Below are 19,466 nucleotides of genomic sequence, written 5' to 3'. Positions count from 1 at the left end.
AGTTGTCCTAGTGACACATTTATGTGTCCCCATCGTCTAGAGGCCTAGGACACCGCCCTTTCACGGCGGTAACAGGGGTTCGAATCCCCTTGGGGACGCCACTTACTATTTTAAGTATTGTATAAAGCAGTGTTACATAACACTCTATATGCACGATGTTATTAAGAGTATCAATCTCTTAGCTATGTCATTTACTACTTAGATAGGGAAGTGCAGTGTTATTAGAATAAAACCACAAATTAACACCGTCATTTCACACTTCATTTTTATATCAATCTATTTACACTTTGTTACAAAACCAAACCCATAATCGCTCCATATTCCTTGTTGTACTTTTAATTAGTCTTTAAACTCATTGAGTTAATTTAAATATGGACTAAAAAATGAAACTCACAAAAATTGCACTTGCTGTTTTACTTGCATCAGGGTTGGCTGCATGTAATAGCTCAACTCAAGCTGTTGATAAAAATATTGTTACAGAAACATCAATTCCTGGCGTTACACTTATTGAGTCAGTGAAATCTAATGCAGGTGAAATCAACATACCGTATAAAAAATATAAACTAGATAACGGTTTAACTGTAATTGTGCATGAGGATCATTCAGATCCCTTAGTACACGTTGATGTAACATACCACGTTGGTTCTGCTCGCGAAGAGTTGGGTAAGTCAGGCTTTGCTCACTTTTTTGAGCATATGATGTTTCAAGGTTCAGAGAATGTTGCTGATGAGGAACATTTTAAAATAATATCTGAAGCAGGCGGTACTTTAAATGGTACAACTAACTCAGATAGAACAAATTATTTTGAAACAGTACCTGTAAATCAATTAGAAAAAATGTTGTGGCTAGAAGCTGATCGAATGGGCTTTTTACTCGATGCTGTAACCCAAGAAAAATTTGAAGTACAACGCGAAACAGTAAAAAATGAGCGCGGCCAACGTGTTGATAATCGCCCTTATGGTCGTTTAGGTGAACGTGTTGCTCAAGCGATGTATCCAGATGGTCATCCATATTCATGGCCAGTAATTGGTTTTATGGACGATCTTAATCGCGTAAATGTAAATGATTTAAAAGCATTCTTTTTAAAGTGGTATGGTCCTAATAATGCAACGCTTACTATTGGTGGCGATATCAACGCTAATGAAATACTGCCATTAGTTACTAAATACTTTGCACCAATTCCAAAAGGCCCTGAAATCCCTACAGCAGAAAAAACAGCTGTAACACTCAATGCTGATAGACATATTTCAATGGAAGATAAGGTACATTTACCTTTATTAAGTATGAGTTTCCCAACTACTTACGCTCGCTCTGAAGATGAAGCACCTCTTGATATACTTGCTGAAATATTGGGTGGTGGTAATAATTCACTACTATACAAAAACTTAGTTAAAACTCAACTTGCTGTTCAAGCAAGTGCAAATCATCCATGCCAAGAGTTAGCGTGTTCAATTAGTCTTTATGCTTTACCAAATCCTACAGCAGGGAAAACGTTAGCTGATATGGAAAAAATCATTCGTGATTCATTTGTTGAATTTGAAGAGCGTGGCGTTACACAAGATGATTTAGATAAAGTAAAAGCTAAAATAGAATCTGGTGCAATTTTTGGTCTGCAAAGCGTATCAGGAAAAGTCTCTCAACTAGCCGCGTCAGAAACGTTTACAGGTAACCCAAATTCAGCTAAAGATGAGATTGCACGTTATAACAAAGTTACAAAAGCTGATGTTATGCGTGTTTTTAATCAATATATCAAAGGTAAATCTGCCGTTATTATGAGTGTTGTACCAGAAGGGCAAACTCAACTTATAGCTGCTCCAGACAACTTTACGCCTAAATCGCATGATTTTGGAGGTCCATCTACAACTTCAGCTGATGATTTAGTGGCACGAAGAGCTGTTGATACATTTGATCGAAGTGCTCATCCAGAGGCCGGCGCAAATCCTGCTGTTGATGTTCCTACTCTTTGGCAAACTAAGACCGAAAACGGTATTAAAATATTAGGTACTCAAAGTACAGAAACGCCAACTACCGCTATTTTCATTAAAGTTCCGGGTGGCCTGTACAGTGAGCAAGCTAGTAAAGTGGGTTTATCATCAATAACTGCATCGTTAATGAGCGAGTCAACGCAAAACTACACTACAGAGCAGATGAGTAACGCGCTTGAAAAACTAGGTAGCCAGGTAAGTATCTACTCAGATAAAACACATACAAATGTGTATGTTTCTAGCTTAACCAAGAATGTAGATGCAACGCTAAAGCTTGTCGAAGAAAAGTTATTTAAACCAGCATTTAATGCAGATGACTTTGAGCGTAATAAAAAGCAAATCATTCAAAATATTCAACATTCAATGAAGGATGCTGGGTATTTAGCATCTAATACATATAGTAAATTACTATATGGCAACAATATAGCTGCACTTCCAAGTACTGGAACGCTTAATAGTATAGAGGCTATTACACTTGCTGACGTTAAAGCTTTTTATAGCGCAAACTTTAAACCGCAGGGCGCTCAAGTCATTATTGTTTCTGATTTAAAAGAGTCAACAATTGAACCAAAAGTTAAAGCTACACTTACAAATTGGAAAGGTAAATCGAGCTTAGTAGCGGTTGATTTCAGTGAACCTAAAGTAGAAACTAATGTAATTTATTTGGTCGATAAACCAGACGCTCCTCAATCAGAAATTCGTATAGGTAAACGCGATATGGTTGAAGATATTACAGGTGAGTTTTTTAAAGCTAACTTGATGAACTTTGCACTTGGTGGCACGTTTAACAGCCGTATCAATCTAAATTTACGAGAAGATAAAGGCTACACTTACGGTGCTCGCTCTCGTTTCTGGGGTGATAAAACATCAGGTGGCTTTACCGCTTCTGCAGCGGTGAGAGCCGACTCTACTGCAGCGTCTATTACAGAGTTTACTAATGAGCTTAATAACTATGCTCAAAACGGTGTCACTGACGAAGAGCTTATGTTTATGCGTAAGGCTATCAATCAAAAAGATGCGCTTAAATACGAAACGCCTAATGCAAAACTTGGCTTTTTAGCACAAATATTAGAGTTCGATTTAAAACCTAGCTTTGTAAAAGAAAGAAATGAGATTGTTAGCAATATTAGCAAAGAAGAAGTTAACGCCTTAGCTAAAAAACACTTAAATACTAAAGACATGATTTATTTAGTAGTGGGTGATGCTAAAACACTTCGTCCAGAGCTCGAAAAATTAGGTATGAAGGTTGTTGACTACAGTCTTTAATTTTTAAATAAATCATTGAAATTATAAAGCAGCTTTTTTAGCTGCTTTTTTTTGCCTAATTGTAGAGTGTTGAATTTTTTGTGAAAAATAGATTACAAGGAGCAACTACAGCATCTTTCCTTAAGATATAAAATATAGTTTCGTAGCTTAAACCTTCAAAGGGCATCACATTCCTAGCTCTTTTATTCAGTACTTATAAAGATTCGATTTGGTAGCATAAATTTAAACATCCAACTTTATTAGGAGGATTTATGGCAAGTGGATGGGCACGAGACGGTGCAATTCAAGATCAAATTGATGCGAGTGTTAATGACGCCGTACAGTATGCAAGAAGCAATTTAATATCTGGCGCAAGTGCAGAGTTATGTGATGAGTGCGATGAGAAAATCCCACAAGCACGAAGGCTTGCGTTACCGGGTGTACGCTACTGTGTGCAATGCCAAGCTGCAATAGAAGGTAATGATGCTAGCGCTAAATCGTTTAATAGACGTGGCAGTAAAGATAGTCAGTTGCGTTAAAAAGGTGCTGAAAAGCACCTTTTTATTTAATACCAATCTAAATAAATATTTGAACAATTTATAAAATTAAACCCCTCCATAGTTATACCAACCAGCATAAATCTTTGATCAATTTAACGAATTAAATTGCACTATAACGTCGTTAAAAATTTTTTATTTAGAACAACTAGATACAAAAATTTTTGCCTAGTCCTAGCGTAATTTTCTTAACGTTAAATAGACCCCATATATAAGCAGATTGGCATTAAGCAAATTGTTATAACTTGAACTAGTTGTTAAGTAATTTAAAATTTACTCATGTCATCTTTTTTCTGAATAAGTTCTATTGAATAACCATCAGGGTCTTTTACAAAAGCAATTTCAGTAGTACCGCCTTTTACAGGCCCAGGTTCACGGCTTACATTACCACCGGCTGCTTTAATATCAGCACAGGCCTTGTAAATATCATCAAACTCAATGGCAATATGACCATATCCATTACCCAGGTCGTAGCTATCTTCGTCCCAGTTATAAGTTAACTCTAATACTGTATTATCTGCTTCCTCGCCATATCCAATAAAGGCAAGAGTGTATCTGTATTCACTGTTATCAGCTCTGCGTAATTCTTTCATACCTAATACTTCAGTATAAAAAGCAATTGATTTGTCTAAATCCGCAACACGCAGCATAGTATGTAATAAACGCATTATTCAGTTCCTTTAGTGATTTTTCAAAGTTCAGTATATTTTTAACTAAGCGCTATTATTAAGCGCATTTTGTAGTTTTTATATGTATTAGCCATATATGTAGGCGTTACGTACAAATCACAACCTCAAAACCATTTAGAGTTGGAAGCTGTTCACGTATGGCCTTTATAATTTTACCAATAACATCAACTGTAAATTACCAATTAATGAACCATTTTATTGAATCTTGCATATTTAAATAAAGAACACTCAATTATTGGTCAACCTATTAGTATAAAAAAAGTTACTGATTGTTCAACAAAAGTTAACCTATATCTGATTGGGTTTGTTGTATCTAAATGTTTGATTTTAATTGATATTAAATTTATTTGTATGTAATTTGTAAAAATATGGGATTTACTTGGTTAACTTATTGGTTGACAAAAAAGGCGTATGGTAATACAGTTTTTGCATACCAATTGGTAAGTTGCTTGGTTTGAGTGAATACAATGTATTGGTAATTAATCAGAGTTACGTTTTGCACAGGTTAATTTATAAATAACTCAAGCTTAAAGTTACTCTACAAATTGAAACAAAGACACAGCGTATTTTAAAGTAGATTTTACTTGTTCTTATAAAAGTATGCGCCACATATTTAGGAGTTATTCATGTCAAAACCAGTCATCGGTTTCATCGGCTTAGGCTTAATGGGCGGCAACATGGCCGAAAATTTACAAAACAAAGGCTATGAGCTAATTGTTATGGACCTTAGCAAAGATGCGGTTGCAGCATGTGTCGCTAGAGGCGCAAAAACAGCAAGCACTGCTAAAGAGCTAGCTGAAGGTTCAGATATTGTTATGTTTTGTCTTACAACTTCTGCCGTTGTAGAAAAAATCATTTATGCAGAAGACGGTATCCTAGCGGGTATTAAAGAAGGTGCAGTACTAGTTGATTTTGGTACTTCTATTCCATCATCTACTAAAAAAATTGGTGCTGATTTAGCAGCTAAAGGCGCAGGCATGATTGATGCTCCTCTTGGTCGTACACCAGCACATGCTAAAGACGGCCTTTTAAACATCATGGCTGCAGGCGATATTGATACATTCAATAAAGTTAAACCAGTACTAGAAGATCAAGGTGAAAACGTTTTCCATCTTGGCGAGCTAGGTGCAGGTCATACAACTAAGCTTATCAACAACTTCATGGGCATGACTACAGTATGTGCTATGTCACAAGCATTTGCAGTTGCAGAGCTTGCTGGTGTTGACCGTCAACAACTTTTTGACATCATGTCGACTGGTCCATCTAACTCACCGTTTATGCAATTTTGTAAAAACTATGCAGTTGATAATGTTAGCGACCTTGGTTTCTCGATTGCTAATGCAAACAAAGATTTAGGCTACTTCCTACAAATGGTAGAAGACCTAGGTACTGAATCAAAAATCGCTGAAGGTTCATCAGCTAACCTACAAGCAGCGTTTGACGCTGGTATGGGTCAAGGTAATGTTCCTGAAATTTTTGATTACTTCAAAAAGCTAGAAAAGTAATACTTCTCGACCTTATTGAGCGCTTTAAGCTTTTGGCTTAAGGCGCTTTAACACACATGACACCAATTGACTAAAGTCTTTGTGCAATGTCAGCTTTTTTAAATTCTGATGAAGCACTACTTTCAGTCACAACGAAAAAGAGTTAACTATGCGTTTGATTAACACAATAAAGCTTAGTCTAGTTCTCATCGGTTGCATATCCACACAAATAGCGGCCAAAGATTATTTTGTAGAAAGTAAACAAGCTTTTAATGATATCGCAGCTAATCTAGTTGCTGGCGACAAAGTAGTACTTAAAAATGGTACTTGGTCTGACTTCGAAATCCTACTTGAAGGCCAAGGTACAAAAAACTCTCCTATTTTATTGACCGCTGAAACTAACGGTAAAGTAATTTTATCGGGTCAATCGAACCTAAGACTTGCAGGTAAATACCTTGAAGCCTCAGGTTTAGTATTTAAAGACGGCTACACACCGAGCTCAGCTGTAATAGAGTTTCGTAAAAATAAAAATGAATTAGCCTACAATTCACGAGTTACTCAAACAGTAATCGATAATTACAGTAATCCAGACAAACGAGAGTCTGATTATTGGGTTGCATTATATGGACAACATAACCGCTTTGATCATAGTCATTTAGTTGGCAAACGAAATAAAGGTGTGACAGTTGCTGTTCGTTTAAACACTCAAGCAAGTCAGGAAAACTATCATCGTATAGACAACAACTATTTTGGCTACCGTCCAACTTTTGGTTCAAACGGTGGTGAAACCCTACGTATTGGCACCAGCCATTACTCATTAACTGATTCACATACATTGGTAGAAAATAACTATTTTGAACGCACCAATGGTGAAGTAGAAATTGTTTCGGTTAAGTCAGGCAAAAACATTCTTCGTAATAACGTATTTTATGAAGCGCGCGGTACATTAACGCTGCGCCATGGTAACGGTAACCTTATAGAAGAAAATATTTTTATTGGTAATGGTGTTGACCACACAGGTGGTATTCGCGTTATCAATAAAGATCAAATTGTAAGAAATAACTACCTACAAGGTCTAACAGGGTATCGTTTTGGCAGTGGCTTTACTGTGATGAACGGCGTACCAAATTCATCTATAAATCGTTATCACCAAGTTGAAAATGCGACAATTGAAAACAACACATTTATAAATGTGCGTCATATTCAACTTGCCGCTGGTAGCGATGCTGAGCGTAGCGCTGCACCTAAAGATAGCGTAATGAAAAACAACTTAATCATAAATCAAGATGGTGAACAGCCATTTACAACATTTGATGATGTAAGCGGGCTGGTACTAAGTAACAACATTGCTGATAAAAAAGTACTTTCTGAGCTAACGTACGGTGTAAAAAAAGAAAAAATCACGCTTAAAAAAGCAAATAATGGTCTACTTTACCCAACATCTAAAAGTTTAAATGTAGGTGCGAAACGCGACTTAAAAGTACTTAAAAAAGAAGATACCGGTGTTAGCTGGTATGCAAAAGTACCAGCACTTGTTGAGTTTGATTCTGGTAAGACACATTCTGTTAAAGCTGATGTAAGTGCATTACTAGACGCTATTGATAATGCAGAGTCGGGCGATGTTCTAGAACTAGCGCCTGGCCAGTATGATGTTTCTAAACTGGTTAAAATTGATAAAACGTTGACAATTAAAGCAAAGCAGAACACAAAGTCTAAACTTACTTTTCAACGCTCTACCTTGTTTGAAATACATGATGGCGGCAGCTTAAAACTAGATGGTTTATCAATTTCAGGTGAAAACGCGCCAGATGCAATAGGTAACAGCATTGTTCGTACGCAAAAATGGGGTATGGTTGATAATTACCGCTTTGTAATGACCAACTCAGAGTTAAATGCTTTAGATATTAATCATTCATTCCATTTCTTTATCACTGGTAAAGGTGCAATGGCTGACGAAATTATTATTACAGGTAATACCTTTAATACAGTAACAGGTGACATTTTACGTCTAAATACTGAAATTGAAGACTTAGGTGTTTATAACGCGGAATACGTTATTGTAAATAATAATACATTTAATGGTGTAGAAGGCGGTGTACTTAAGCTTTACCGTGGTGGTACTGATGAAAGTACATTTGGCCCTCATTTTGAAATGACAAATAACACGCTTAATAACGTTGGCCTTGGTAAGCGTAACAAAGAGCAAGCGAGCATTTATGTTCACGGTGTTCAGGTTACTAATATCAAAGATAATAAATTTGTTAAATCTGCTCCTATTGTTGTAGAGCACACAGTAGGCGAGCCTAAAACTGAAATCTCAGACAATACATTTGATGCAACTAAAGCACCAAGTGTTAAAGAACTAAGAGTTAAAGGCCCACATACAGCAGTATTAAAAAATAACAACATTTTAAATAAGGCAGGGTAAATACTATGTACTTATTAAAATGCCAAACAGGTTTTAAAATAGCGGCTGTAGCAGCACTTACATTACTTACATCATTGGGTGCGCATGCAGCGCACCCAAACTTAGTGATTACTACTGATGATGTTAAGCAAATGCGCCAAGCAATTAGTAGCAACGGCAGCACAAAGTTTGCTACTGCGTTTGAATCGCTAAAAGCACAAGTTGATGAGCAAATTGCACAGCCTATAACTGTACCCGTTCCAAAAGACGGTGGTGGTGGTTATACACATGAACGCCACAAGAAAAATTACCAACTTATGTACAACGCGGGCATTATTTATCAATTAAGCCAAGATGATAAATACGCAAATTACGTGCGTGATATGTTGCTTGAGTATGCAAAATTATATCCAACACTTGGTCTGCATCCAAAACGTAAAATGGACTCGCAAAATCCAGGTAAGTTTTTTTGGCAAAGCCTAAATGAAGCAATGTGGCTTGTGTACACAATACAAGCTTATGATCTAATTCATGACTCGTTAAATGCCGATAACATTAAAACAATCGAGGATGACTTACTACGTCCTGTTTCGTTGTTCACATCAGTAGGCCAACCCTCTACATTTAATAAAGTACACAACCATGGAACATGGGCAACAGCGGGTGTTGGCATGGCCGGGTATGTATTAGGTGAACCTGAGTGGGTAGAAAAATCATTATACGATTTAGAAAAGTCGGGTAAAGGTGGCTTTATTAAGCAGCTAGAGATGCTGTTTTCACCACAAGGTTACTATAACGAAGGTCCTTACTATCAACGCTTTGCACTATTACCCTTTGTAACGTTTGCTAAAGCGATTGAAAACAACGAACCACAACGAAAAATCTTCGAATATCGCGATGGCATATTATTAAAAGCGATTGATACGACGATTCAACTTAGCTACAACGGTTTGTTTTTCCCAATTAACGATGCAATAAAAAGTAAAGGTATCGATACTATTGAGTTAGTTAATGGTGTAACTGCAGCGTATGGATTAACTAACGACGCGGGTTATTTAGATATTGCTAAGCAACAAGACCAAATAATTCTCTCTGGTGATGGGCTAAAAGTAGCTCAAGCACTTGATAACAACATGGCAAAACCTTATTCGTTTAAATCTGTTGCCTTCGGCGATGGTAATGACGGTAAACAAGGTGCTTTAGTTGTAATGAGAACGCAGGTAGGTGGCGATCAAGCTCTACTATTTAAACCTGCTGCACAAGGCTTAGGTCACGGTCATTTTGATAAACTAACATGGCAATTTTACGACCACGGTAATGAAATTGTATCTGATTATGGCGCAGCACGTTTTTTAAATGTAGAAGCTAAATACGGCGGTCGTTATTTACCTGAAAACGAAACTTACGCTAAACACACTGTTGCGCACAATACGGTAGTGGTTGACGAAACAACGCATTTTAATGCAAATGTTGAAGTAGGAAATAGTAATTACCCTACACTTAACTTTTTCGAAACGAATGAATACGGCACGGTTTCAAGCGGCGAAATAAGCACAGCTTATAAAGGCGTTGATCTTGAGCGTACGCTTGCACTTATTAACTTACCTGAACTACAAAGCACAGTTGCACTTGATATATTTGATGTTGCAGCAAATAAAGCACATCAGCTTGATTTGCCTTTGCATTATAAAGGTCAGCTTATAGATACCAGCTTTGAGCTAAAAGCGAATGCAACACAACTGTCTGCATTAGGTACTAAAAATGGCTACCAGCATCTATGGCTTAAAGCTCAAGCGCAACCTCAAAGTGGTTTAGCTAAAGTAACGTGGTTAAACGAAAATGGTCGCTTTTATACGCAAACGAGTTTGGTTAAAGGTGATGAGTCTTTCTTGTTTACTCAAATAGGCGCAAACGACCCTGATTTTAACTTACGCAACGAAAACGGTTTTATTCGTCGTGTTGAGGGTCAAAAGCATCATAAATTTATATCTGTATTAGAGCCTCACGGTGAATACAATCCAAGTAAAGAATATACCTTAGAAGCTGTTAGTAGAGTTACGAAGCTTGAATATAGTCAGCAGGGCGATTTAACACTTGTTGAACTTGATATTAAAGGCAAGTCATATTTAGTGGCTATTAATAAAGCACCAACCTCAGCTAAAAATACATTCAATTATCAAAATAAAGAGTTCACTTTAAATGGCCGATTAGGCGTTTATATGATGAACAATAATCAGGAGTAAATAGGATGCAAAAGCAAAGCGCAAACTTTTCATTTGGCAACGAGACCGAAATTGAAGATTTAGGAAATGGTCTAAAACGTCAAATGCTAGGTTATAACGAAGAGCTAATGGCTGTTAAAATTTGGTTTGAGAAAGGGGCTATTGGTTATAACCATGCTCACAGACATTCTCAAGTAACGTATGTTGTTGAAGGTGAGTTCCACTTTAACATTGATGGCGTCACTAAAATCTTAAAACCGGGTGATAGCTGCTTAATCCCACCATTTGCTGATCATGGAGCTACCTGCCCAACAGGCGGAATCCTGATTGATACTTTTAGCCCAGCGCGTGAAGACTTTCTTGAGGATTAATTATGCAACTTAAAGGCTTACGTTGGTGGGTTATAGCGCTAATTGCGCTAGCTACCATTATTAACTATATCGACCGTCAAGCACTTAGTGTGCTTTGGCCGGACATCGTTGAAGATTTATTTCCTGATGAATCAGCGCTAGAACGCAAACAAATATACGCTAATATTTCAATTGTGTTTGTATTTGCTTATGCATTTGGTCAAGCCATATTTGGTAAAATATTTGACTGGGTAGGCACACGCTTCGGTTTTGTTTTATCGATAGGTGTTTGGTCTATTGCAACCGTTGCACATGCATTTGCACAAGGTGTACTTAGCCTTAGTATTTTTCGCGCAATCTTAGGTGTAGCAGAAGCCGGTAACTGGCCGGGCGCAGCTAAAGGTAATGCTGAATGGTTTCCTACTAAAGAGCGTGCCTTAGCACAGGGTATTTTTAACTCTGGCGCTGCTATTGGCGGTATTATTGCTATTCCTTTAATTGCTTATTTAACTATCTACTTTAGCTGGCAAATGGTGTTTGTTTTTGTGGGCGTATTAGGTTTTCTTTGGTTAGTGCCTTGGTTAATTTTAGTTAAAGCGCCGCCTAGCTCTCATCCTTGGCTTACTGCCGAAGAACGTGAATATATCTTAACAGGTCAAAGACGTGTTGATGATAATGGCGATGTAACAGGCGAAGACGAAGAAGAATATAACCCTTCAACTGCTGAGTTACTTTCTCGTAAGCAAAGCTGGGGTGTAATTATTGCCTCTGCTGCGATTGACCCTATTTGGTGGTTATTTGTTTTTTGGATACCTATTTACCTAAACGAAGTATACGGCATGGATGTTAAGTCTATTGGTATATATGGTTGGGTACCTTATGTTGGCGCTATGTTTGGTGCTTGGTTTGGTGGCTTATTAGCTCAAAACCGACTCAAAGCCGGTTGGAATACAGATAAAACACGTAAGCTAACTATAACGCTGGGCTGTTTAATTATGTTACCTGCATTACTTGCAATGGCAAATCCAGGCGGACCAACGACAGCGGTACTAATTATGGCTGTTATATTATTTGGTTTTCAAACTGCAATTGGTAACGTGCAAACACTACCAAGTGATTTGTTAGGCAAAAAAGCTGTAGGTACATTATCAGGTTTCTCTGGTATGGCGGCAAAACTTGGTGCTGTAGGCCTTACATCGCTTGTGCCTATTCTTACTGCTGATGGTAATTATACGCCAGCATTTGTTATTGGTGCTTCTTTAGCCATTATTGCAATGGCAGCTGTTTGGATTTTAATTCCAAAAATAGAACCTCTTAAAAAGCCTCAATAATCTAGATAATAACTGCTATGCCAATATGTTTTGTATAAGCGCATAGCAGTTAACTACATAGGGTAACTTCCAAGATGAAAAATATTTACTTTATCGGTGAATGCATGGTCGAGCTTAGAGCTATGAGCGCAGCCACACTACACCAATCATTTGCAGGCGATGTTTATAATTCTGCAGTGTATTTAAAACGTTGCTTCCCGCAGGTTACTACTTCGGTTGTTACGGCTTTAGGTCAAGATAATTTAAGTAAAAAAATGCTAGAACGCTTTGAAAATGAACAAATAAATACACAACTCGTATTTGCTCACGATACCAAAGTACCCGGCATGTATTACATAGAAACCGATGAGCATGGTGAGCGTAGCTTTATTTATTGGCGTAATGATTCTGCAGCTAAAAAGGTTGTTGATTTTTTAGATGCTGATGCACTCGAGCAGCTTAGCCAAGGTGATATGTTTTTCTTTTCAGGAATTTCATTAGCAATAATTGAAGAAAGTGCACGTGAGCATTTTTGGAAAGTTGTAAAGCAGCTCAAAGATGCTGGGGTTAAAATAGTTTTTGATCCTAACTACAGAGCGCGTTTGTGGAATAGTGTAGAGGAAACTAAAGAGCAATATCATTTAGCCTTTACGCTTGCAGATATTACCCTACCAGGCGTTGAAGATTTAACAATACTTTATGACGTTCATAGCGTAGAAGCGGTTGTTGAATATTTAAAACCTTACCAAATTGAAGAAATTGTTGTTAAAAATGGCCCTGAATCGGTAGTGACAAAAGAGGGCGATACGCTTCAAAGCCACACCATAATACCGGTAACAAATGTTGTAGATACGACATCCGCAGGCGATGCTTTTAACGGTGTTTACTTAGGTGCTCGTTTATCTGATAAATCAATTTCAAGTGCTGTACAACTTGCTGCAAAAGCCGCCGGTGCGGTTATACAACAGCCAGGCGCTATTGCTCCAAAAGATATATTTCAGCTAGCAATGGTTGAAGCTGGTATCTGATACCAATTTTATTAAAGACATGATCACCTTAGCGTATTAAATAACTCACTAACTACGTTAAAAATTATTTATATAGAACAACTATGTATCATAATTTTAGCCTTGTTATTGAGCTATTTTCTTGTCGCTATAATAGCTCATTAATTTAATGCAATTGGTATAACAAAATAATTAAACATTAAAGGCCGCCATACCTCGGCCGCATTACTTTTTATAAAGGAACAACGTTATGACTCGCTTTTCTGAACTTATGTCAGGACAAACACTGCTACCTATAATTCAAGCTGATACGCCAGAGCAAGGTGTTCAAATAGCGAAAGCTATGGCTAACGCTGGCCTTACTTTAGTTGAAGTAGTACTAAGAACAGAGGCTTCTTTAGAAGCATTAAAAGCTATTAAGGCACAAGTGCCAGAGCTAAAAGTCGGTGCGGGTACAGTCATAAATACTGATATTTTAGAGCAAGCACTTGAAGCGGGTTCTGACTTTATTGTAACGCCAGCGGTGTCTCCTGCATTACTTACAGCACTTGCTAAATGTAATGTGCCGGTACTTCCTGGTGTATCAAACACAGGTGATATTTTAATGGCACTTGAATATGGCTTTGAAGAGCAAAAATTATTCCCGGCTTCGCTTGCCGGAGGAGCACCTTTTGTATCAGCTGTGTCGTCAGTATTTAGAGCAGTCAGCTTTTGCCCTACAGGCGGCGTTAGCGAAAGTAACAAAATGGACTATCTTTCTTTAAATAATGTATTCGCCGTTGGCGGTACTTGGATAGCGAAAAAAGAGTGGGTTGAACAAGAAAATTGGCAAGCAATTACTGATTCTTGTATCCAGGCTTTAAAATAGAAAGGATTTCATAAATGAATTATTTAGCCCCAACAATACTGCCAGGCGTAATCGTTGGCGATGAAGTAAGTGCTGTGTATGAACATGCCCGTACTAATCAATATGCGTTGCCAGCGGTAAATGTTGTTAGTACAACATCTATAAATGCGACGCTAGAAGCTGCTAAAAAGAAAAACTCGCCCGTTATTATTCAGCTTTCTAATGGTGGAGCTCAATTTTTTTGTGGTAAAAGCTTATCTTTACCAGAGCAACAATCAGCAGTGCTTGGGGCGGTAAGTGCTGCAAGATATGTACATTCAGTGGCAGCACATTATGAAGTAGCAGTGATGCTTCATACTGATCACGCAGCTAAAAAGCTACTACCTTGGATTGATGGTTTGCTTGATGAAGGTGAAAGACACTTTGAACTGACTGGCAAACCACTGTTTAGCTCGCATATGATTGATTTGTCAGAAGAGCCTTTAGAAGAAAATATCGAAATTTGTGAACGTTACTTAACGCGTATGGCAAAAATAGGTATGACGCTTGAAATTGAGCTTGGCTGCACGGGCGGCGAAGAAGACGGTGTTGATAACTCACACCTAGACAGCTCTTCTTTATACACTCAGCCTGAAGATGTTGCATTTGCTTACGAACGTTTAAGTCGTATTAGCCCTAACTTTATAATTGCAGCGTCTTTTGGCAATGTTCACGGTGTATATAAGCCAGGAAACGTTGTTCTTACACCAACTATTTTAAAAGATTCACAAGCTTACGTATCAGAAAAATTCAATCTACCAAGCAACTCAATTAACTTTGTATTTCATGGTGGTAGTGGTTCTGAGTACGATAAAATTGCAGAGTCTTTAACCTATGGTGTAGTTAAAATGAATATTGATACCGATACGCAATGGGCGTGTTGGACAGGTATTTTAGACTACTACAAAGATAACCAAGCATACCTACAAGAGCAAATTGGTAACCCTGATGGGGATGATAAGCCAAACAAAAAATACTATGACCCTCGCGTATGGTTGCGTCATTCAGAGCAAAGTATGGTTGCAAGACTAGAGCAATGCTTTGACGATCTAAATTGTGTAAATAGGTATAGCGCATGAAAAGACTAAATACAGTATTAAAAGAAGACGGTGTAGATACCGATCTTATTTTACTTATTCGCACAATTTTAGCGACCAGTAAAGAAATTGCTTTTCGAGTAAGCCAAGGTGAATTAGCCGGTGTTTTAGGTTCAACATTGAATGAAAACATCCAAGGTGAAGTTCAAAAAAAGCTAGATGTAATTGCAAACCAACTACTTAAAGACATACTACTTGACGACAGCAGCGTTCGATCAGTTGCATCAGAGGAAGAAGATCATGCGGTAGGTGGCCACCCTGAAGGTAAGTTTATTGTTGCTTTTGACCCACTAGATGGCTCTTCTAATATTGATGTTAATGGGCAAATAGGCACTATATTTACTATTTACTTAGCCCGTGATGATGTTGCCTTCGACAGCGACGAGCAATTTAGTCAGCCTGGTGTAAATCAAGTATGTGCAGGCTATGTGTTATACGGCCCTTCATCATTACTTGTAATGAGTACTGGCGGTCCAACGCGTTGTTATACATTAGACTCAACGCATGGCGGTTATCTACTGACAAATAAGCAGTTAAGTGTGCCAGAGCAGAGTCGTGAATTTGCCGTTAATATGGCTAACTACCGTTATTGGGACGAACCGACACAAGTGTATTTTGATAAATTGCTTTACACCTGTGAAAGCTTTGAAAAAAGCTCAATGCGTTGGAATGCAGCGATGGTAGGCGACGTTCATCGTATATTATGCCGAGGCGGGTTATTTTTGTATCCGCAAGATAAACGCAGTGGTAACGATAACGGAAAAATAAGACTGCTTTATGAAGCAAACCCGTTGGCACTTTTAGTTGAAAACGCAGGTGGTAAAGCAACCTCTAGAGGAACGCGTATTTTAGATATTGCGCCAACTAGCTTGCATCAACGTGTGCCTGTTGCTTTGGGCTCAAATGAGCCTGTAGAGTTTTATAATAACGCTATTTTATAAAACAGTACTTAATAAAAAAGGGGCAAAAAATAGCCCCTTTCTTTACCCTTATTTTTATTCTCTTTGTAAATAACCCTTTCTATACAAACTCACTTCATTTCTTAATTTTCTTATAGTCTTCAAATAAGAATACTTCATATATATTAAATAAATCTTATTTACTTAACACCATGTAAAACTAATTTTTTACTCTAAGGTTATGTATTTTCGCAGTAATTGTGCACGATTGAATTCAATTTTTGACCTGCGATAACAGTGCAGGGTTAACTTTATGTTTATTTATTGTTATTTATTTGAGTGGGTGTAGTGGAAAAAGTTATTTTATTATGGTTATATTACCAAGTTGGTTAACAATTTATTTGCAACTCAAATAAATTTGGTAATACACACGTGAATTATTTGGTAACACACACAATAGATAACCAAATAGTAAAACCATAAATTTGGAGAATAGAGCCACCATGAAATTAAAACATTTTGCGCTATGCGCTATTGCAGCAGCAATAGTTGGTTGTGACACAAACTCAAACAATAATGACAACAACTTGGGCTCTATTGCTCTTAGTGGAACAGTTACAAGCGGACAAACATTAACGGCAGAAGTTAGTGACCCTGATGGCATCTCAGGTGACGTGACTTACTATTGGTATGCAGATGGTGAGGCAATTGCAGGTGCAAATAGCGCTTCATTTACACTGACTGACGATCAGATAGGCTTACCAATTACTGTTCAAGGGCTTTATACCGATGATGGCGGTATTAATGAATCGCATATTACAGATCCAACCGCAGATGTTGCCGCAATCGCATTTCCTGCAAGTTTAACCATTGCGGGTGACGCGCTAGTTGGTTCGCAACTAACAGCCAATGTAGCTGACGAAAATGGCTTTGATGGCGATACAGTAACTTATAAATGGTTTGCTGATGACATAGAGATTGCAGATGAAGCACTTTCAACGCTCACGTTAACAGACGCACAGTTTGGTACAGTTATAACAGTTAGTGCATCTTTTGAAGATAGCCGTGGGTTTAACGAATCTGTGACTTCAACGGGTACAGAGGTTGTAGCACGAACAAACTCAGAAGGCGAAGTCACAATTAGTGGCACGCCAACCGTTGGTAATATATTAACAGCAGAAGTTGCTGATACCGACGGGGCAACAGGAGATATTACTTACCAATGGCTTGCTGACGCACAAGAGATAGATGGCGCAACACAAAGCACCTTTACAGTTGATGCATCACTTTTAGGTCAAAAGATAAGTGTTCAAGTTGCTTACACAGATGATAATGGATTTATCGAGGATAATACATCAGAGGAAACAATTGCTGTTTCTGCTGTTGCGGTTGACGAAGCCGGTAGCGTCGCCATTATGGGCGTAGCGCCTTATTTGACAAGTGGCGAGTTAACCGCTGAGATAACTGATAACAACGGTGTTGAAGAGGCAAACGTTACTTATACTTGGTCTGCTGATGGCGTTGAAGTAGCCGACAGTAATAGTAAAACATTTACACCTTCTGCTTACGCTGGCTCAATAATGTCGGTAAAAGCTACGTATACAGATAACGATGGTTTTGCGAGTGAGGTTACAAACTCACTTGATACATTAGTTTACACACAATTAGTTAGTAACCCTGAAGCACTCCTTGGTGCTTTAAGCGGCGGTTTAGCTGATGGTGATGTTATTGGCTTAAACACCGGTGTTTATGCTGATATGGACGCAGTTTTATTAACCAGTGCAGTAACGCTTCGCGCTGTAGAAGGTCAAACTCCTGTACTTAGCGGTGAAGTATGTGTGCATGTAGCTGCTGGAGTAGATGGCGCTGGATTAACAGGGCTTACCTTTAAGAATATAGATACTAAAGCGGGTGCATTTTGTGAAACCGAAGAAGGTGCTGTTATTTACTCAGAAGGCGATAACTTTACTTTTTCGCAAAACACGATGGATGGAGAAGAAGCTACACTCAATAACTCTGAATACCATTGGCTGATGATAAAAGGTCAAAGCGCGTTGGTTGAGCGAAATACATTCTCTAATCGAAATGTAGCAGAAAAAGGGTCTGTGATAAAAATATCATCATCAAGCTCTGATCACGTTATTCAATATAATTTATTTAGTGACAGTGATAATCCAAACTTTGGTCAATCAAGTTTATATTTGATCAATGCGGGTAGCACAACGGGTAGCGGTGCAGCTGATAACGCAAACTTTACTATTCAGTATAACCGCGTAGAAAACTTTGTAACAGGTCGTCGTTTAATGCGTGTACAAACTTCTGGTGCAACTATCAAAGGCAATACAATCGTAAATCCTAATGGTGGTATTTCATTAGAAGATGGTGGATTTAATAGTGTTACAGACAACATTATTATTCGTACCACAGATATTGAAAGCTCAAGCGATAGACCTGCAGGCGTGATGATTACGCCACTTGGTCACACCGTGAGTAACAACTACATTGCAGGTATTCGTTCTGGTAATAAAGAAGCGGGCGGTATTGTATTTACGGCAAATCCATTTTCGCAAGCTGACGGCGGTGTGCCAAACTCGGGTAACCAAGCTGTACTTGATGCGGCTGGCGACTTTACACTAAATGTAACAAATAATACGGTTTTGAACTCACAGCAACCTATTGTATTTAGTACAGAAATAGGCCCTAAAGCACCAACAAGTGATTGTGATGAGTTAACCACAGCGAATGCGCCGGTATTATACGGCCTAACCAAAAATGCGTTTGTTATCAACTTTAATGGAAATTTAATTGCAAACGGTTTAGGTGATCAAACAGACGAAGATACAATAAACAGCAGTGCTACAACTCAAGGGCTATTTTACCCAAATACACTTGATAGTGACCATGCTTTTGAATATGACTGTGACTTAATTAATCATGATAGTTCGGTGCTAAGTAACAACTTTGGTTATATGGATAGTCGAGTATCAGGCGATGCAAGCGGTGACTGGGTTGAAATTAGAAAGCTAAACGGTAATGGCGCATTCGATACTGATGGTGCAATTGACCAAGACCCAGCAACTAATGGTAAAGAAGTACTTGAGTACGTTACAGCAACAAGTACGTTATTAGAAACTGACCCTGCAGGCCTTCAGGCAGAGGCGGGTGCTAAAGGGCTTCATTATATTCAATCATCTGAAGTCGGTGTTGGATCTACATGGAAAATACAAAACGATTAAATAACCAATTAATCAGTTAACTTTTAAAAGCCCCAAATTTGGGGCTTTTTTATTATTTATTAATAATCACCACACTTTTCTCAACCTACATT

General features: G+C 38.1%; 13 protein-coding genes and 1 tRNA gene. 13 read left to right on the top strand and 1 reads right to left on the bottom strand.

Annotation, left to right across the window (positions count from 1 at the left end; genetic code table 11):
* The first annotated feature begins 25 nt into the window (after positions 1-25).
* The 3 genes from I6F43_RS15995 (at position 26) to I6F43_RS15985 (ending at position 3,769) form a co-directional block, all read left to right on the top strand.
* Positions 26-101: transfer RNA gene (locus I6F43_RS15995), tRNA-Glu, on the top strand.
* A gap of 282 nt (positions 102-383) precedes the next feature.
* Complete coding sequence (locus I6F43_RS15990; RefSeq protein WP_197103134.1) at positions 384-3,251, top strand: M16 family metallopeptidase; 2,868 nt, start codon at positions 384-386, stop codon at positions 3,249-3,251.
* A gap of 251 nt (positions 3,252-3,502) precedes the next feature.
* Complete coding sequence (locus tag I6F43_RS15985) at positions 3,503-3,769, top strand: DksA/TraR family C4-type zinc finger protein (RefSeq protein ID WP_169044992.1); 267 nt, start codon at positions 3,503-3,505, stop codon at positions 3,767-3,769.
* 284 nt (positions 3,770-4,053) lie between these two features.
* On the opposite strand, the gene gloA is transcribed toward I6F43_RS15985, so the two are convergent.
* Positions 4,054-4,455, bottom strand: coding sequence for a lactoylglutathione lyase (gene gloA / locus I6F43_RS15980; protein WP_007585316.1), 402 nt, complete (start codon positions 4,453-4,455; stop codon positions 4,054-4,056).
* A 647-nt stretch (positions 4,456-5,102) separates the two neighbouring features.
* Between gloA and I6F43_RS15975 the strand changes: the two genes are divergently transcribed.
* The 10 genes from I6F43_RS15975 (at position 5,103) to I6F43_RS15930 (ending at position 19,374) form a co-directional block, all read left to right on the top strand.
* Positions 5,103-5,981, top strand: coding sequence for an NAD(P)-dependent oxidoreductase (locus I6F43_RS15975; protein WP_007585320.1), 879 nt, complete (start codon positions 5,103-5,105; stop codon positions 5,979-5,981).
* A 148-nt stretch (positions 5,982-6,129) separates the two neighbouring features.
* Positions 6,130-8,388, top strand: coding sequence for a polysaccharide lyase 6 family protein (locus I6F43_RS15970; RefSeq protein ID WP_197103132.1), 2,259 nt, complete (start codon positions 6,130-6,132; stop codon positions 8,386-8,388).
* Positions 8,389-8,393: 5 nt separating this feature from the next.
* Positions 8,394-10,610 carry a heparinase II/III domain-containing protein gene (locus I6F43_RS15965; RefSeq protein ID WP_197103129.1) on the top strand — a complete coding sequence of 739 codons (2,217 nt, stop codon included), beginning with the start codon at positions 8,394-8,396 and terminating at the stop codon, positions 10,608-10,610.
* Between the two features lie 5 nt (positions 10,611-10,615).
* Positions 10,616-10,960, top strand: a complete 345-nt coding sequence (locus I6F43_RS15960) for a cupin domain-containing protein (protein ID WP_002962963.1) — start codon at positions 10,616-10,618, stop codon at positions 10,958-10,960.
* 2 nt (positions 10,961-10,962) lie between these two features.
* A complete protein-coding gene (locus I6F43_RS15955) occupies positions 10,963-12,270 on the top strand; it encodes an MFS transporter (protein WP_007585328.1) in 1,308 nt (435 codons plus the stop codon).
* A gap of 74 nt (positions 12,271-12,344) precedes the next feature.
* Positions 12,345-13,277: a sugar kinase gene (locus I6F43_RS15950; protein ID WP_197103126.1), complete on the top strand. Its 933-nt coding sequence runs from the start codon at positions 12,345-12,347 to the stop codon at positions 13,275-13,277.
* A gap of 229 nt (positions 13,278-13,506) precedes the next feature.
* Entirely contained in the window at positions 13,507-14,124 is a 618-nt protein-coding gene (gene eda / locus I6F43_RS15945) for a bifunctional 4-hydroxy-2-oxoglutarate aldolase/2-dehydro-3-deoxy-phosphogluconate aldolase (RefSeq protein WP_007585331.1), read from the top strand.
* Positions 14,125-14,138: 14 nt separating this feature from the next.
* Positions 14,139-15,221 carry a class II fructose-bisphosphate aldolase gene (fbaA, locus tag I6F43_RS15940; protein ID WP_007585332.1) on the top strand — a complete coding sequence of 361 codons (1,083 nt, stop codon included), beginning with the start codon at positions 14,139-14,141 and terminating at the stop codon, positions 15,219-15,221.
* Positions 15,218-16,180, top strand: coding sequence for a class 1 fructose-bisphosphatase (locus tag I6F43_RS15935; protein ID WP_010555334.1), 963 nt, complete (start codon positions 15,218-15,220; stop codon positions 16,178-16,180). The genes fbaA and I6F43_RS15935 overlap by 4 nt, the downstream gene beginning before the upstream one ends.
* A gap of 461 nt (positions 16,181-16,641) precedes the next feature.
* Positions 16,642-19,374, top strand: a complete 2,733-nt coding sequence (locus I6F43_RS15930; protein WP_197103124.1) for a poly(beta-D-mannuronate) lyase — start codon at positions 16,642-16,644, stop codon at positions 19,372-19,374.
* Positions 19,375-19,466: the final 92 nt, after the last annotated feature.

Source organism: Pseudoalteromonas sp. NZS71_1 (assembly GCF_015864305.1).
In the GTDB taxonomy this organism is placed as follows: Bacteria; Pseudomonadota; Gammaproteobacteria; order Enterobacterales; family Alteromonadaceae; genus Pseudoalteromonas; species Pseudoalteromonas arctica.
This window is presented reverse-complemented; position numbering and strand designations above follow the sequence as displayed.

What these genes read in the sequence shown, in the direction of transcription:
- I6F43_RS15990 (WP_197103134.1), top strand. Translation starts at nt 384, where the DNA reads ATGAAACTCACAAAAATTGCACTTGCTGTTTTACTTGCATCAGGGTTG.
- I6F43_RS15985 (WP_169044992.1), top strand. Translation starts at nt 3,503, where the DNA reads ATGGCAAGTGGATGGGCACGAGACGGTGCAATTCAAGATCAAATTGAT.
- gloA (WP_007585316.1), bottom strand. Translation starts at nt 4,455, where the DNA reads ATGCGTTTATTACATACTATGCTGCGTGTTGCGGATTTAGACAAATCA.
- I6F43_RS15975 (WP_007585320.1), top strand. Translation starts at nt 5,103, where the DNA reads ATGTCAAAACCAGTCATCGGTTTCATCGGCTTAGGCTTAATGGGCGGC.
- I6F43_RS15970 (WP_197103132.1), top strand. Translation starts at nt 6,130, where the DNA reads ATGCGTTTGATTAACACAATAAAGCTTAGTCTAGTTCTCATCGGTTGC.
- I6F43_RS15965 (WP_197103129.1), top strand. Translation starts at nt 8,394, where the DNA reads ATGTACTTATTAAAATGCCAAACAGGTTTTAAAATAGCGGCTGTAGCA.
- I6F43_RS15960 (WP_002962963.1), top strand. Translation starts at nt 10,616, where the DNA reads ATGCAAAAGCAAAGCGCAAACTTTTCATTTGGCAACGAGACCGAAATT.
- I6F43_RS15955 (WP_007585328.1), top strand. Translation starts at nt 10,963, where the DNA reads ATGCAACTTAAAGGCTTACGTTGGTGGGTTATAGCGCTAATTGCGCTA.
- I6F43_RS15950 (WP_197103126.1), top strand. Translation starts at nt 12,345, where the DNA reads ATGAAAAATATTTACTTTATCGGTGAATGCATGGTCGAGCTTAGAGCT.
- eda (WP_007585331.1), top strand. Translation starts at nt 13,507, where the DNA reads ATGACTCGCTTTTCTGAACTTATGTCAGGACAAACACTGCTACCTATA.
- fbaA (WP_007585332.1), top strand. Translation starts at nt 14,139, where the DNA reads ATGAATTATTTAGCCCCAACAATACTGCCAGGCGTAATCGTTGGCGAT.
- I6F43_RS15935 (WP_010555334.1), top strand. Translation starts at nt 15,218, where the DNA reads ATGAAAAGACTAAATACAGTATTAAAAGAAGACGGTGTAGATACCGAT.
- I6F43_RS15930 (WP_197103124.1), top strand. Translation starts at nt 16,642, where the DNA reads ATGAAATTAAAACATTTTGCGCTATGCGCTATTGCAGCAGCAATAGTT.